The 15,500-nt window shown below is 65.6% G+C and carries 15 protein-coding genes and 1 tRNA gene; 14 read left to right on the forward strand and 2 right to left on the reverse strand.

The window, feature by feature from the left end; translation table 11 throughout:
• Positions 1-3 precede the first annotated feature (3 nt).
• Positions 4-78 (forward strand) — tRNA-Val (locus tag ACIP90_RS11985).
• Positions 79-217: 139 nt separating this feature from the next.
• Positions 218-463, forward strand: coding sequence for an antitoxin (locus ACIP90_RS11990; RefSeq protein WP_400579532.1), 246 nt, complete (start codon positions 218-220; stop codon positions 461-463).
• Between the two features lie 106 nt (positions 464-569).
• On the opposite strand, the gene zapE is transcribed toward ACIP90_RS11990, so the two are convergent.
• Positions 570-1,610, reverse strand: coding sequence for a cell division protein ZapE (zapE, locus tag ACIP90_RS11995; RefSeq protein WP_400579533.1), 1,041 nt, complete (start codon positions 1,608-1,610; stop codon positions 570-572).
• Between the two features lie 222 nt (positions 1,611-1,832).
• On the opposite strand from zapE, the gene ACIP90_RS12000 reads away from it, so the two are divergent.
• From ACIP90_RS12000 to ybaK, 3 genes are read left to right on the forward strand one after another with little or no spacing between them, the layout of a single operon-like run.
• Positions 1,833-2,762 carry a sulfurtransferase gene (locus ACIP90_RS12000; protein WP_400579534.1) on the forward strand — a complete coding sequence of 310 codons (930 nt, stop codon included), beginning with the start codon at positions 1,833-1,835 and terminating at the stop codon, positions 2,760-2,762.
• A gap of 41 nt (positions 2,763-2,803) precedes the next feature.
• Positions 2,804-3,262, forward strand: coding sequence for a SufE family protein (locus ACIP90_RS12005; protein ID WP_400579535.1), 459 nt, complete (start codon positions 2,804-2,806; stop codon positions 3,260-3,262).
• Between the two features lie 34 nt (positions 3,263-3,296).
• Positions 3,297-3,815: a Cys-tRNA(Pro) deacylase gene (ybaK, locus tag ACIP90_RS12010; protein ID WP_400579536.1), complete on the forward strand. Its 519-nt coding sequence runs from the start codon at positions 3,297-3,299 to the stop codon at positions 3,813-3,815.
• On the opposite strand, the gene ACIP90_RS12015 is transcribed toward ybaK, so the two are convergent.
• Positions 3,812-5,068, reverse strand: coding sequence for an alpha/beta hydrolase family protein (locus ACIP90_RS12015; protein WP_400579611.1), 1,257 nt, complete (start codon positions 5,066-5,068; stop codon positions 3,812-3,814). The genes ybaK and ACIP90_RS12015 overlap by 4 nt on opposite strands.
• 251 nt (positions 5,069-5,319) lie before the next feature.
• Here ACIP90_RS12015 and ACIP90_RS12020 point away from each other — a divergent pair, with 251 nt between their 5' ends.
• From ACIP90_RS12020 to ACIP90_RS12060, 9 genes are all read left to right on the forward strand, one after another.
• Positions 5,320-5,811: a hypothetical protein gene (locus ACIP90_RS12020; protein WP_400579537.1), complete on the forward strand. Its 492-nt coding sequence runs from the start codon at positions 5,320-5,322 to the stop codon at positions 5,809-5,811.
• A 14-nt stretch (positions 5,812-5,825) separates the two neighbouring features.
• Complete coding sequence (msrB, locus tag ACIP90_RS12025; protein ID WP_400579538.1) at positions 5,826-6,287, forward strand: peptide-methionine (R)-S-oxide reductase MsrB; 462 nt, start codon at positions 5,826-5,828, stop codon at positions 6,285-6,287.
• Positions 6,288-6,432: 145 nt separating this feature from the next.
• Positions 6,433-7,836, forward strand: a complete 1,404-nt coding sequence (locus tag ACIP90_RS12030; RefSeq protein WP_400579539.1) for a DUF6421 family protein — start codon at positions 6,433-6,435, stop codon at positions 7,834-7,836.
• A complete protein-coding gene (locus ACIP90_RS12035) occupies positions 7,836-8,627 on the forward strand; it encodes an SDR family oxidoreductase (protein ID WP_400579540.1) in 792 nt (263 codons plus the stop codon). Before ACIP90_RS12030 ends, ACIP90_RS12035 begins: the two co-directional genes overlap by 1 nt.
• A gap of 51 nt (positions 8,628-8,678) precedes the next feature.
• A complete protein-coding gene (locus ACIP90_RS12040; RefSeq protein ID WP_400579612.1) occupies positions 8,679-9,818 on the forward strand; it encodes a threonine aldolase family protein in 1,140 nt (379 codons plus the stop codon).
• A 95-nt stretch (positions 9,819-9,913) separates the two neighbouring features.
• Positions 9,914-10,570 carry a DUF3000 domain-containing protein gene (locus ACIP90_RS12045; RefSeq protein ID WP_400579613.1) on the forward strand — a complete coding sequence of 219 codons (657 nt, stop codon included), beginning with the start codon at positions 9,914-9,916 and terminating at the stop codon, positions 10,568-10,570.
• Positions 10,571-10,629: 59 nt separating this feature from the next.
• Positions 10,630-11,952 (forward strand): HRDC domain-containing protein, encoded by a 1,323-nt coding sequence (locus tag ACIP90_RS12050; RefSeq protein ID WP_400579541.1) that lies wholly within the window; start codon positions 10,630-10,632, stop codon positions 11,950-11,952.
• A gap of 114 nt (positions 11,953-12,066) precedes the next feature.
• Positions 12,067-13,326, forward strand: a complete 1,260-nt coding sequence (locus ACIP90_RS12055; protein ID WP_400579542.1) for a thiolase family protein — start codon at positions 12,067-12,069, stop codon at positions 13,324-13,326.
• On the forward strand, positions 13,323-15,479 hold the full coding sequence (locus ACIP90_RS12060; protein ID WP_400579543.1) for a 3-hydroxyacyl-CoA dehydrogenase NAD-binding domain-containing protein: 2,157 nt from the start codon (positions 13,323-13,325) through the stop codon (positions 15,477-15,479). Before ACIP90_RS12055 ends, ACIP90_RS12060 begins: the two co-directional genes overlap by 4 nt.
• Positions 15,480-15,500 lie beyond the last annotated feature (21 nt).

Below are 15,500 nucleotides of genomic sequence, written 5' to 3' on the forward strand. Positions count from 1 at the left end.
TCCGGGCGATTGGCGCAGCGGTAGCGCGCTTCCCTGACACGGAAGAGGTCACTGGTTCGATCCCAGTATCGCCCACCATAAAGCAGCTCCCTCGGGAGCTGCTTTTTTCATGTCTTCATACCGTGTGACAAAAGTTGTCAACTGGACCTTGGCATATGTCCTCCCGAGGGCTAGGATCGACTGCGGAGGAGCGAACTGGCTCCGCGATTGAAGGGAGGTGCTCGTGGGATTAATTGACGATCTAAAGGGCAAGGCTCAGGGTCTGATCCGCGGCAACGAGCAGGCCATCAAGGACGGCATCCAAAAAGGCGGCGACTTCGTCGACTCGAAGACGGGCGGCAAGTATGCCGGTCATGTAGATAAAGTCCAGAATGGCGCTTCCAACTTCGTTGACAATGCAGACGGAAAGCCGAATGAGACCCAGGCACGCACTGCCGTGCCGCCGGTCGACAAGGCTCCGTAACAAAGGATTTGCCCGGGCATTTGCCCCGACACGTCAACCAGGGCACCGGTCCTGCCGAGAGGCGGCACCGGTGCCCTTGGCGTTTAAGGCCTGTGTCGAAGGTGCTCTAAAGAGCCGGTTCGTGGTTCTGGCCTTCGCGGGCCAGCGCGGTGAGGCGGGAGACCGCCCGGAAGTACTTCTTCATGTAGCCGCCGGTCATCATTTCCTCGGTGAACAGCTTGTCGAACGGAACCCCGCTGGCCAGGATCGGAACATCCTTGTCGTACAGCCGGTCGGCCAGAACCACGAACCGCAGCGCAACGGCCTGTTCGGTGATGGTTTCCACATCCCGCCAGACAACGCCGTCCACGCCGTCGATGAGCTTCCGGTAGCGGCTCGGGTGGACACCGGCCAGATGCGCGATGAGTGACTTGAAGTCGTCCTCGGCCACCGTCTGGCCATCGAACTCCGCCTTCATGTGGGCGTGGAGCTCGCTGTTCCGCAACGGAGAAGGCGCTGCGGGCAGGCCGCGGTGCCGGAAATCCTCTCCGTCGATCCTGATGACGTCGAACTGGTCGGCCAGGACCTGGATCTCCCGCTGGAAGTCGACGGCGGCGAACCGGCCGTCGCCCAAGGACCCCGGCAAGGTATTGGACGTGGCGGCCAGCTTGACGCCCGCATCCGCGAGTTCGCGCATGAGCCGTGACATGAGCACGGTGTCTCCCGGATCGTCCAGCTCGAACTCATCGATGCACACCAGTTTGTAGGAGCTCAGCGCCTCAACCGTTTTCCGGAAGGACAGGGCGCCCACGAGATTGGTGTACTCCACAAACGTGCCGAAGGCCTTCGGCCCGGGGGAAGCGTGCCACAGCGATGCCAGCAGGTGGGTCTTGCCGACGCCGAACCCGCCGTCGAGGTAGATTCCGGCCCTGGACACATCCTTCTTGGCGAAGAGCCTCTTGAAAAGTCCCGCCCCGTCGCCGGAGCCCACGCCGCCCGCGAACGATTCAAGTGCGCGCACTGCCGCCGCCTGGCTGGGCTGGGCAGGATCGGGCCGGTAGCTCGAGAACGACACCTGCCCGAACCTGGGCGACGGGTAGAAACCCTTGAGGAGTTCATCCACCGAGACTGCCGGCGTCCGGGTGGCAAGCTTTTCGATCTGTACCAAGGTGGTCCGTTCTGCTGGTGACTTATCCCCAGACAGGATACCGGCATTGGTACCGCCTCCATGAGCCCTGGACCATCCCTGCCCGCCGCGCGTGACTAAGCGCACATTTCGTCCTGTTAACGCAGGGGCAGCTTTCAGCACGGCCCGTGACTAGTGTTGAAACCAGTGACCGGCCGGTTCCCCGTCGGTCTGACGTGACACTTTCAGTGAAAGGCCATACGCATGTCCTACCCAGTTGAGCAGAATGACAAGTTCGCCGCCTACGCCCACCCCGAGCGGCTGGTTTCCACAGAGTGGCTCGCCGCAGCGATTGAAGGCGGTGCCCTCCGAGACGGCAAGCTCGTAGTCGTCGAGTCCGACGAAGATGTGTTGCTGTACGAGACCGGGCACATCCCCGGCGCGGTCAAGGTCGACTGGCACACGGACCTGAATGATGAAGTCACTCGGGACTACGTGGACGGCAAGGCCTTTGCCGCGCTGGCCGCCGCGAAGGGCATCTCGCGCGACAGCACCGTCGTGATTTACGGTGACAAGTCGAACTGGTGGGCGGCCTACGCGCTCTGGGTCTTCACCCTCTTCGGCCACGAGGACGTCCGCCTGCTCGACGGCGGGCGCGACAAGTGGATTGCGGAAGGCCGTGAGCTCACCACGGACGTGCCGTCGCCCGCCGTCGGCGACTACCCCGTCGTCGAACGCAACGACGCGCCGATCCGCGCCTTCAAGGAGGACGTGCTTGCCCACCTCGGCAAGCCGCTCATCGACGTCCGCTCCCCCGAGGAATACACCGGACAGCGTACCCACATGCCCGCCTACCCGGAGGAAGGCGCACTCCGCGGCGGGCACATCCCCACAGCAGCATCGATCCCGTGGGCGCGCGCGGCAGCCGAAGACGGCACGTACCGCAGCCGGCCGGAACTCGAGGCGCTGTACCTGGGCGAAGCAGGACTGTCCGAAGGCGATGACGTCGTGGCCTACTGCCGCATCGGTGAGCGTTCGAGCCACACGTGGTTTGCGCTCAAGTATCTTCTCGGCTTTGAGTCGGTACGGAACTACGACGGATCCTGGACGGAATGGGGCAACGCCGTCCGTGTACCGATCGTCAAGGGTGCCGAGCGCGGTTCCCTTCCCGTCGGTGTCACGCAGACAGCGTAAGAAACGGGCCGTGCGGGGGCAAACTGCGTAAGCTTGAAGTGATGAGTACTTATGCACTGCCCACCGCACTGGCGGAAATTGTCGATGACTTCCAGGCACTGAGCGAGCCGGAGCGGCTCCAGCTGCTGCTGGAGTTCTCCCGCGGCCTGCCCGAGCTGCCGGAGCGGCTCCAGGACCACCCCGAGCTTCTGGAGCAGGTGGTCGAGTGCCAGTCACCGCTGTTTCTCACCATTGAGACCGAGAAGAACGACGGCGGGCCCTCCGCCTTCCGGCTGTTCTTCAAGGCTCCTCCCGAAGCCCCCACAACGCGTGGGTTCGCGGGCGTGCTTCATGAGGGCCTGGATGGACTCACGGCAGAAGAAATCCTTGCCGTGCCCGACGATATGCCCGAGCTGCTCGGCCTGACCCGGGCCATCACGCCGCTGCGCATGCGCGGAATGACAGCCATGCTGGGGCGTATCAAGCGCAAGGTTGCCGCCTCCGCCCGGCTGCAAAGCTAGCCGCCTTACATCCACGGATTCGGTCCAGGGTCACATGGCGCGAAAGAACACGTCACAGGCAACGCCTGCCACAGCCGTCTTGGCTGCGGCAGGCGTTCCCTTTACCCTGCATCCCTACAGCCACGACCCGGCAGCTGCCAGCTACGGGCTGGAAGCCGCCGAAGTTCTGGGGATGGATCCGGTAAAGGTCTTCAAGACGCTCATGGTGGAGGTGGACGGAAGGCTCGCGGCCGGCGTCGTACCCGTGAGCGGAAGCCTGGACCTCAAGGCCCTGGCCGCCGCATTAGGAAGCAAGAAGGCAGTGATGGCCGATCCGGGGGCCGCCGAACGGCGGACGGGGTACGTCCTGGGCGGGATCTCCCCGCTGGGCCAGCGGCAGCCCTCCCCCACTGTGCTCGATGACAGCGCCCTGGCACTGCCCAGCATCCTGGTGTCCGGCGGGCGGCGGGGACTCGACATCGAGCTCGATCCCCGGGACCTGGTGCGCCTGACCGATGCCATCACGGCTCCGATCGGCACCGGCGCAGCCAGGACTGGCAACAGTCCGGGCTAATCGCGCAGGCGATTTTCCTCTTCCGCTTCCAGGTCCATGTCCGGGTCCGGACCGGAGGTTTGTCCAGGATTGAGCCGGGGAGCCAGCTGCTGCTGCAGCCACGCCTTGACCAGGCTCTCCCACCGGGCAGGATCGGCGTTCCATTCCTTGGCGTGCCGCGCCTTCTCGAACGCCTCGAAGGTGACCATTTCCGGATTCTTCTCTGCGAGGAGGGCGGACGGCCCGTAGGGGACGTATTCATCGTCAACACTGTGGACGATAAGCGTTGGGGTCCGGAGTTCCACGGCCCTGGCCACCCAGTCCATGGACTTCAGGTCAACAGGGGCTGCCAGCCCCGTGAGCCGGCGCCCGAGGCGGTGGCCCATCATCAGCTGGCCGTAACGGCCGACGGCGGACGGAATCCTGTTGAGTTCAGCATGGTGCGCCAGCACGTTGACCCAGTCGATGACGGGCGCGTCCAGAACCATGGCGCGGATGACGTTCCGGTGTTTCGAAAGGTCCGCGGTCTGCAGGCAGATGGCGCCGCCCATGGACCAGCCAAAGAGCACGACCTCCTTGGCGCCGCGGGCCAGCGCGAACTCGATCGCGGCATCGACGTCGCGCCACTCGGTCGAGCCCAGGCCATACCTGCCGTCGGGCGCAGAGGGCGCGAGCCCGTCGTTGCGGTAGGAAATGAGGAGTCCGGGCAGTCCCAGCTCGTGAGCAGCCCTGGCCGCCCGCAGGCTTTCCTGGCGGGTCGCACCGCGGCCATGGACCATGATGGCCCAGACTTCGGCGTCCGGCTCAGTGGGGATCAGCCAGGCAGGGGCCGTACCGCCCTCAACTTCAACAGCCACCTCCTCCGAGGCAAGCCCGACGGCGAAGGGATCAGGGTAGACAGCGCCTCCCCACCAGCCCCGGCGGGCGGTTTCCAGATTTCCTTGGTACACGGCCTCCACCTCGCGCAGGACAGTGCGCTCGGACGGCGAATAGGACAGGATCCGGCCGATGCGGGCATGGCCCTTGCCGCCGTCGAAAAAGAGGCTGTAGATGCCGTCCTGGATCGTCTCGGGCGTCGCCGCAAGGATGACCTGCAGTCCCCTGCCTTCCCTGATCACCGCAAGCACTTCCTGGTCGGCCGCCCGAGCCCGCGCGGGGGTGAGCACGCGCCGGGCAAAGTACAGGGCAAGGGCCGACGACCCGGCGCCCAGGAGGGCCGCTGCGGCGCTGCCCGCGATAATTCCGCCGAGGGTCCACTTGGCGCGCAGGCTCATGGTGGTGTCCTGCTGGCCCATGCCCTTCGAGAGATCTGTGCTGTTCAAGAGATCAGTGCTGCTCAGGATATGTGTGCTTTTCAAGAGGTGCGGAGCCTGGCGCTCACGGGCACCCGGAACCAGGTGGCGCAGCAGCTCTGTGCCGGGCCGGAAGGAGGAGTCCATTGCACCATTCTTGCCGGAGTCGGCGTCCAAGGCACATCCGGCCACAAAAGCATGCGGGCGCGGTGCCGCCGGGCTAGGCTGATGGCATGAGCGATCCAATCGTCATTCTCACAGAAGAGCCGCTGGGTGCGGACGACCGCCGCAACATCGAACGCCTCGTGAACGGAGGTGACATGCCCCTGGTCGTGCTGGTCCCCGCCAACACGGAGCGGCATCTGATCGTGGACTTCCTCGAGAACCTCTCGATGCTGGACATCGCCAAGGCCTTCCGCGAGCTGACCTCGCACGCACCGGACCCGGAGAAACAACGGGCCGCGGCGGCCGAGACCCTGTCCGTCTCGGTGGATGCGCTCCAAGGCATCGGCGGCGGAGTTTCGGGCGAGGTAGTGGACGGTGAGGCCGTCAACGGCCTCGTGGCCAAGGTGAAGGAGCTCGGCGCCGTACAGGCCGTCGTCGTCACCCGACCACACGCTGTGGCCGACACCTTCCACACTGACTGGGCCAACAAGGCGCAGGACCGCTTGGGCCTTCCCGTGCTGCATCTGTATGCAGGCTCGGGATTTATCGGGGACTCCTGAGCGTTGATTTGGCTATGAGCACTCCAGAAAAAGCTGAGAACACGGTGGGCGCCCCGGTCGTCCGGAGCGAAGACGAGTGGCGCCGGGAACTTACGCCTGAGGAATACCATGTGCTCCGCCAGGCGGGCACCGAACGGCCCTACACCGGTGAGTACTGGGACACCCATACGGCAGGCGTCTACCAGTGCAGGGCATGCGGTACCGAACTTTTCACGAGCAAAGAGAAGTTCGATTCGCACTGCGGCTGGCCGTCCTTCTGGGCTCCCTTGGCCGAAGGCAAAGTCCGCTACATCCACGACCGCACCCTCGGCATGGACCGTGTCGAGGTGCGGTGCTCGGCCTGCGATTCCCATTTGGGGCACGTCTTTGAGGGCGAGGGCTACGGAACGCCCACGGACCAGCGGTACTGCATCAACTCGGTTTCCCTGAGGCTGGTACCGGTGGAGGGCGCAGATGGCGGCCCTGCCGGTTCCTGAGACTGTTTGCCGCTGCTCCTGGCCTGCCCAAAGAGGCCACTGAGCCCCACAGTTTCTTATGCTAAGGCCTAAAATGGATTAGCAGATCTGGTTGCTTGTTACGCTCGGCGTAGAAGCTCAGGCAACCAGAAAGGCGACGCCGAACATGACCATCACCGTTACCACCGCCCCAGCCAGGATCTCCGCGGACCACCCCGAATGGCAGCGTCTCAAGACCGCCGCCACGGCATTGCGCGGCCTTCAGAGCCAGGACGGTTCCGTGCCGGAAAATGCGCATCATGCTGCTGCGCGCCGCCATGTCTTTGCCATCATCGAGGCCGTGGAAGCCCTCGCGCCATTCTTCCCGCACGACGCCCGCTACCTCGAACTCGTTTGCGTCGACTTCATGCGCTGGATGGAGGCGGGGTTCGGAGTCCCGGATTTCCTGGACTCGCTGCTGGCTTTCCAGCCCCAGGCGCACCGCGAAAACGGCCTCCAGCACCTCGTGGTCTTTCCCATGTACACGCAGAACGGCAGCACGAGCCGACTGGTTGAAGCCGTACTGATCGATGTGGTGTGGCCCGAATTCATCGCCGGGCTTGAAGCAGGCGACTTCTCCAACAAGCTGTTTGTCCCCATCCGCTTCATTGATTTCACACCCGGCTATGACACCAACGCCGCTGTGCTGTTTCCGGAGACCGTGGCCGTCCGTGAGACACCCCGGTTCACCTGGGGCGCCATCTTCGCCGACCGCGAGGCCGCCCGCTTCCGCCGGGTCCTCGGGGCTGCGGCGGAGATCACGTCCCTCGAACTGCCTGCCGGGGCCGCCGCGCTCCTGGAGGACCAGGAACTCACCGAGGAAACCTTCGTGATGTGGGACCTGATCCACGACCGGACCCACATGCGCGGCGACCTGCCCTTTGATCCCTTCATGATCAAACAGCGCATGCCGTACTTCCTGTACTCACTGGAGGAACTGCGCTGCGACCTGACGGCCTTCCGCGAATCCGTGAGGATCGAAAAGGACGAAGCGTCCGATCCGGAGGCCCGCCGGCATGCAAAACTCGTCCAGTACGCCGTCATTTTCGACCGGATCTTCCGGTTCGCCATCACGGGCAGCCGGATCCGCAACTACGACGGTCTGGGCGGCCAGCTGCTCTTCGCCTGGCTGCACCAGCACCGTGTGCTGCACTGGACCGACAGCCGGCTCAGCTTCGACTGGGACAACGTTGCCAGAGCGGTCATTGAACTCGGCGCCCGCATCGAAGAGCTGTACTGGCGTTCGATCGACCGGCCGAAGACGGCGCACTGGCTCGCCGCCTACGAGCTCGTCGCGGGAACGCTCACGCCGAACCCGGCCTCGGTATGGGCCAAGGGTCCCGGCGCCCTCCCGCTCGACGGGCCGCCGCGCGGACTCACCGACCAGGTGCTGGACGACGAATTCCCGCTGTCCATGTTCTACGAAGCACTGGAGAAGAAGATGCGTCCCGTGATCGAGTCGACGGCAGGCATCACCGGGGCACAGGATCCATCCAGCCCCGGTCCCACCGCGGAAGCGATGACGGCCTGATGACAGACCGTACCCTCACAGTCCTGGTCGCAGGCGGCAGCGGGCCATCGGGCATCGCCGTGGCACGCACCCTGGCCCACGCCGGCATGACCGTTTATACGGTGGGGTCGGACAGCACGCGGATCGCGGCCGCGGCGGAAACGGCCGGCAGCGGAGTCATTCCGCTCACGTGCGACCTGGCGGTCCTGCCCGCCGTCCGGGAACTCCACGACGAGCTGACAAGCAGGGCGGGCAGGATCGACGGCGTTATCCACCTCGTGGGCGGCTGGCGGGGCGCCCGGGGCATCGCCGACCAAAGCGACGAAGACTGGGACTTCCTGGAAACCAGTTCCCTGACGACGCTCCGGAATGTCACCCGCGTGTTCTACGGCGACCTCGTGGCATCCGACAACGGCCGGTTCGCCATGGTGTCGTCGACGGCGGTCACCGCACCTGCCGCGGCGGTCGCCAGTTACGTGGCAGCCAAGGCAGCCGCCGAGGCCTGGACCATGGCCGTGGCGGACGGGTTCCAGCGGGACCAGCTAAAGGGCACAGCGGGGCAGAGCTCTCCCGAACTGACGAGCCCGCCTGGGCTGCCCAGCGCACCTGAACTGCAGGATGGCCCTGAATTGCACAGCGCCGCCGTCGTCCTAGTGCTGAAGGCGCTGGTGGACCCCGCCATGCGCAGCCGCCACCCCGAACGCAGGTTCCCCGGCTTTACGGACGTCGAAGACCTGGCTGCGGCCGTCGTCGGGCTGTTCGAAAAGCCCGCCGCCGAACTGAACGGGCAGCGGATCCTGCTGACCCCGTGACCGCGGGCAGGCCCGGCGGCAACTCCCTAGACTGAAAGCGTGACCAAAGCGATGACAACCACCACAGTTGAAACGGCCGGCAACGGCACCATGGCGCGGCTGCACGACGCGTCCGTCCGGGGCTTCGCCTCGGACAACTACTCCGGCGTGCACCCCGAGGTGCTGGCCGCTTTGGCGGCCGCCAATGAAGGACACCAGGTGTCCTACGGCGAGGACGACTACACCGCCCGGCTGCAGGACCTCATGGAGCAGCACTTCGGAGAAGGCATCGAGTGCTTTCCTGTCTTCAACGGCACCGGCGCCAACGTGCTGTCGCTGCAGTCCCTGCTTCCCCGCTGGGGCGCCGTCATCTGCGCGTCAACAGCCCACATCAACATGGACGAAAACGGCGCGCCGGAGCGGATCGGCGGCATCAAGCTGTTGCAGGTGCCCACGCCGGACGGCAAACTTACCCCGGAGCTGATCGATCGCGAGGCGTGGGGCTGGGGCGACGAGCACCGCGCCCAGCCGCTTGCCGTCTCCATCACTCAGACCACGGAACTGGGCACGTGCTACACCCCGGATGAGGTGCGCGCGATCGCCCGGCACGTTCATGCCAAGGGCATGAAGCTGCACATGGACGGTGCCCGGCTGGCCAATGCCGCCGCGCACCTTGGCGTTCCCCTGCGGGCTTTCACCCGCGATGCAGGAGTGGACATTCTGTCGTTCGGCGGCACCAAGAACGGACTCCTGTTCGGCGAGTTGGTGGTGGCCCTCAATCCGGAAGCCGCCCACGGCTTGCTCTTCCTGCGGAAGATGAACATGCAGCTGGCCTCCAAGATGCGCTTCATGTCCGCCCAGTTCATCGCGCTGCTGGAGGGTGATCTGTGGCTGCGGTCGGCCGCGCACGCGAACGCCATGGCGGCCCGGCTGCGGGAGGCTGTGGACGCCATTGACGGTGTGGAACCCACGCAGAAAACCGAATCCAACGGCGTTTTCGCCATCCTGCCCGCAGGAGTGGCGGACAGGCTGCGGAAATCCTTCCGCTTCTACGACTGGAACGAAGCCCTCGGCGAGGTCCGCTGGATGTGCTCCTTCGACACAAGCGAGGATGACGTGGACGCCTTCGTCGAGGCCATCCGGACCGAAATGGCACAGCACGGGAAAGCCGCCGAAACCGGCTCCGGCGGGGCGGCGCAGGCCGTTGATTAGGAGCCCGGAATGCCCTGCTGTGGATTGAACCGGCCCGATTGCCCTGGTCGGCGGCGAGCCTGCCGTCCTTCGCCGGCTCCATTGCATACCCTGCGATTGTGAACGCACTTGCCCAGGTTCCCGCGGAATTTCTGTACGCCTTGGGGACCCTCCGGAAAGCACGATGCCGCAGTGAGCTGCATCTGAACGAGATCCCGGCGCCGTCGCGGCTGGCACCGTTCGCCGTTGCGCTCGGCGCCGAGGTCATCGGCGCCCACAGCCGCGGCAGTCAATCCGCTGCGGAGCACGGCCCTGCCGCCGTCGCTCTTGCCCGCTCGGCCGGCGGCAACGAGCCCGACGACGATGAGCTCGCCACCGGGCGGTTCATCCTGCTGCACGACCCTGACGGCTCCGCGGTCTGGGACGGAGAATTCCGCATCGTGACCTATATCCGGGCCCAGCTTGAGCCGGAGATGGGCAACGACGAAATGCTGGGTTCCGTTGCGTGGACCTGGCTCGTGGAAGCCCTCGAGACACACCAGGCGGCGTACAGGGCAGCCGGCGGAACCGCCACGCGCGTCCTTTCGGAAAGCTTCGGCACATTGGCCGACAGGCCGGGATCGATAGACATCGAACTCCGTGCCTCCTGGACCCCGGCGGGTGCCGACGTTCAGGCCCACCTGGAGGCGTGGTCCGATATGGTGTGTACCTTCGCGGGCCTGCCGCCGCTCCCCGACGGCGTGTCTGCGCTCCCCCGCAGGCGCCGGAACTAGTGCCCTCCGGCGGCAGGGACTCCGCCCGGCAGCGCGCTGCCGGTAAACTAGGGGCCATCATGACCCCTGAAAATTTGGAAAACACCACAGCTGGCGCTCCGGCTGCTGAAACCACACCCCATATCTCCGTCGAGGGCTTTGACAGCCGCGTTCCCGTTGTCATCGATCTCGATTCACCCCGAGACGGCGTTCCGCTGGTCATTGAAACGCAGTCAGGACTGGAGCGCTGTGCGGCAGCAATAGCCGCCGGAACCGGACCCGCCGGCGTCGATGCCGAACGGGCTTCGGGCTTCCGGTACGGCCAGCGGGCATTCCTGGTCCAGATCCGCCGCGAGGGGTCGGGTACCTGGCTCATCGATCCCGAACCCTTTGACAATCTGAGCATCATCAACGATGCGTTGCATGGCGTCGAATGGATCCTGCACGCGGCCAGCCAGGACCTCCCCTGCCTTTCCGAGCTCGGCATGTGGCCGGACAAGCTGTTCGACACCGAGCTCGCCGCCCGGCTCGCCGGGCTGCCGCGCGTGGGACTTGCCGCCGTCATCGAACAATTGCTGGGCTTCGGCCTGGCCAAGGAACACTCCGCGGCCGACTGGTCCACCCGCCCCCTGCCGGAACCCTGGCTCCGCTACGCTGCCCTCGACGTCGAAGTCCTGACCGAGCTCCGCGAGGAACTCATTGAGCTGCTCGAAGCGGACGGCAAACTTGAGTTCGCAGAGCAGGAATTCGCTGCCATCCTCGCAGCCGGACTGGCACCGCCAAGGATCGATCCCTGGCGCAAAACATCCGGGCTGCATCAGATCCGGGACCGCCGCCAGCTCGCCGCAGTCCGCGAAATGTGGCTTGAACGCGATGCCCTGGCGCAGAAGCGGGATGTGGCACCGGGCCGGCTTATTCCCGATTCATCCCTTGTGGCTGCCGCCAAAGCCATGCCGGCAACTGTGCCGCAGCTGCTGGGCACCAAGGGCTTCCATGGCCGGGCAGCGCAGCGCGAGGCCCCCCGCTGGCTTCGCTGCATCGCCACCGCCCGGGCCCTCGAGGACCTTCCGCCCCTGCACCTTCCCACCAACGCCCCGCCGCCGCCCCGGGTCTGGGCAGACCGCGATCCAGCCGCCGCGGAACGGCTCTCAACCGCACGGCCGCTTCTGCAGAAGAGGGCGGACGAGCTGCATCTCCCGCTGGAGAACCTGCTGACGCCCGACTATCTGCGCCGGATCGCCTGGCGCCCCCCGGCCGAGATCAGCGAAGCGTCCGTGGCCGAAGAACTGCGCGGGCTGGGAGCCAGGCCGTGGCAGATCGGGATCGTGGCACCTCTGATCACGGAAGCGTTCCTCAATCCACAGCCGCTGCCGCCGAAGGAAGCCAGGGACCAAAGCCCCTAGCAATCCGCTCCTTGCACGCTAAGTTACTGGCTAGTAACATTGGCCCCGGTGACGCCCGGATCCCTCGGGCACCCGGTCAGGATCCGGGACCACCGTCTCAATGAGGAGCAGCACGTGAGCCAACACCGAAGCAGCGGAAACCATCGAGCTGTCCGCGACGTCGTCTTCGTGGACGGTGTGCGTACACCGTTCGGCCGGGCCGGCGACAAGGGCATTTACGCCGGCACGCGGGCAGACGACCTAGTGGTTAAATGCATCCGCGAACTGATCCGCCGCAACCCGGGGCTGCCCGCCGGGCGCATCGACGAGGTAGCCGTGGCGGCAACCACACAGACAGGCGACCAGGGCCTCACCATCGGCCGGACTGCCGCCCTCCTGGCGGGACTCCCCCGAACGGTTCCCGGCTTTGCCATCGACCGCATGTGCGCAGGAGCCATGACGGCGGTCACCACCACCGCCGGCGGCATCGCCTTCGGCGCCTACGACGTCGTGATCGCCGGCGGCGTGGAACACATGGGCAACCACCCGATGGGTGACGGCGCCGACCCCAATCCGCGCTTCATGTCCGAGCGGCTTGTGGACCCGGCCGCCCTCAACATGGGCAACACCGCCGAAAACCTGCACGACCGCTTTCCAGCCATCACCAAGGACCGCACCGACGCGTACGCAGTCTCGTCCCAGGACAAGCTGCAGGCAGCCTACGGCGCGGGACTGATTCAGCCGGACCTGGTCCCCGTGGCAACCATGAAGCCTGGAGAGGGCTGGACCGTCAACACCGTGGACGAGCCGCCGCGCCCGGGAACAACGCTGGAAGACCTTGCCGCCCTTCGGACGCCGTTCCGTCCGCATGGCCGCGTCACGGCAGGCAACGCCGCCGGACTGAACGACGGCGCCACGGCGGCGCTGCTGGCATCCGCCGATGCCGCGGCAGAACTGGGGTTGGGCGTCAAGATGCGGCTGGTCAGTTATGCCTACGCGGGTGTTGAACCGGAAGTCATGGGCATCGGACCTGTCCCCTCGACCGAAAAGGCACTTGCCAAAGCGGGCCTGGAAATCGGGGACATTGGCCTGTTCGAAATCAACGAAGCGTTTGCTGTCCAGGTCCTGAGCTTCCTCGACCACTTTGGGATCGCCGACGACGACCACCGTGTCAACCGCTACGGCGGCGCCATTGCAGTGGGCCATCCCCTCGCATCCTCGGGCGTCCGGCTCATGAACCAGCTGGCCCGGCAGTTCGAGGAAGATCCCTCCGTCCGCTACGGAGTCACGGCCATGTGCGTCGGCCTCGGCATGGGTGCCACCGTCATCTGGGAAAACCCTCACCACGCCAATTACAGCGGTACCGACATCGAAACAGCAGGAGCCACAGCATGAGCGCCGCAGAATTCAGCAAGCTTGCCGACCTCTTCCCCGACGAGACCGTTACGCACTCGTACGTCCAGGACATCGAATTGCCTGCCGCGCCTGACAGTTCCGGCGGGGGCACGTTCGCGCTCATCACGCTGGACAACGGCCTGGACCATACCAAGCCGACCACACTGGGCCCCAACACGCTCGTTGAGCTCGGTACGGTGCTTGAAGGACTTCGGGATCGCGCAGCAAGAGGCGAGATCGTAGGCGTTGGAGTGACGGGCAAACCGCACTTCCTCGTGGCCGGCGCTGATCTGTCTTCCGTGAAGTCACTCAACAGCCGCGAGCACGGCCTGTGGATGGCCCAGCTGGGGCATGAGGTCTATGCCACGCTCGCCGACCTCGGCGTTCCCAGCTTCGCCTTCATCAACGGTGTGGCCCTCGGCGGCGGGCTGGAAATCGCCCTGCAGTCCACCTACCGCACAGTGTCATCCGGTGCCGGCGCTCTGGCGCTTCCCGAGGCCTTCATCGGGCTCGTCCCCGGCTGGGGCGGGGTCTACCTGCTGCCCCGGCTGATCGGCCCTGAAAACGCTGTCAAGGTCATGATTGAGAACCCGCTCAGCAACAACCGCACGCTGTCCGGGCCTGAGGCTTTCAAGCTGGGCATCGCCGATGCCATGTTCGAACCTGCCGACTTCGTGGAACAGTCCCTCGCATGGGCCGCAAAAGTCATCTCGGGCGAGGTCACCCCGGAGCGGCCGAACGCCGTCGACCCCTCCGCCCCTGGGGTGGCCGCCCGCTGGGCGGGTGCCGTGGCCGCCGGACGCGCCTTCGTGGAAAGCAAGACGTCGAACGCCTCGCCCGCGCCGGCCAAGGTTCTGGACATCATGGAAGCCAACCGGACCATGTCACAGGCGGAATCGGCGGCCATGGAGTGTGAAACCCTGGCGGGGCTCATGCAGACCGACGAGTTCCGTTCAACGGTCTATGCTTTCCTGGACCTCGTGCAGAAACGCTCCAAGCGCCCTGCCGGCGCACCCGACCGGAGCCTCGCCCGCCCCGTGACGAAGGTCGGCGTCGTCGGCGCGGGACTGATGGCCAGCCAGCTGGCCCTCCTGTTCGCGCGCCAGCTCAAGGTTCCTGTCGTCATGACCGACATCGACCAGGCCCGCGTGGACAAGGGAGTTGGCTACGTCCACGCCGAGGCCGACAAGCTGCTCGGCAAGAAACGGATCAGCCAGGACGCGGCGAACCGCATCAAGGCGCTTGTCACGGGGTCCGTCTCCAAGGACCTGTTTGGGGATGCCGACTTTGTCATCGAGGCCGTGTTCGAGGAACTGAACGTCAAGAAGCAGGTGTTCGCGGAGCTGGAGGCCGTGGTCTCCCCCGACTGCATCCTCGCCACCAACACGTCGTCGTTGTCCGTAACAGCCATGTCAGCGGATCTGAAGAACCCTGAGCGCCTGGTGGGGTTCCACTTCTTCAACCCGGTGGCCGTCATGCCGCTGCTGGAAGTTGTCCGGGCCCCCAAGACCGACGACGCCGTGCTGGCCACCGCTTTTGAACTGGCCAAAGGGCTGAAGAAAACCGCCGTCCTGGTTAAAGACGCCCCGGCCTTCGTGGTCAATCGCATCCTGCTGAGGCTTATGGGCGAAGTCACCGCCGCCTTCGATGAAGGCACCCCGGCGGACGTAGCGGACAACGCCCTGCGCCCGATGGGCCTGCCCATGACGCCGTTCACGCTGGGCGCGATGGTGGGGCTTCCCGTTGCACAGCACGTCCAGGAGTCACTCCACGCCGCATTTGGAGACCGCTTCAAGGTATCCCAGAACCTCCAGAAGCTGATCGACAACGGGGTGAAATCGCTCTGGGCTCCGGCAGCCGATGGTGGCCAGGAGATACCGCAGAGCACCATGGCACTGCTGTCGTTCGGCACGTCCCCCTCGAGCGGAGAGGAAGTCCTGCGCCGGACGCAGGATGCCTTGGCAGAGGAAATCGGGCTGATGCTCGACGAAGGCGTGGTGGCTGGTCCGGAGGACATCGACCTCTGCATGATCCTCGGCGCCGGCTGGCCCATGTTCCTGGGCGGCATCACCCCCTATCTGGATCGGGTGGGCGCATCAGAGCGCGTCAACGGCAGGCGGTTCCTTCCCCCGGGTGTTGCCTCCCGGCCGTAAGTCCAGAGGGAGCCGCGCCCG

The sequence above is a fragment of the Arthrobacter sp. NPDC093139 genome, from assembly GCF_044754165.1.
GTDB lineage: Bacteria > Actinomycetota > Actinomycetes > Actinomycetales > Micrococcaceae > Arthrobacter.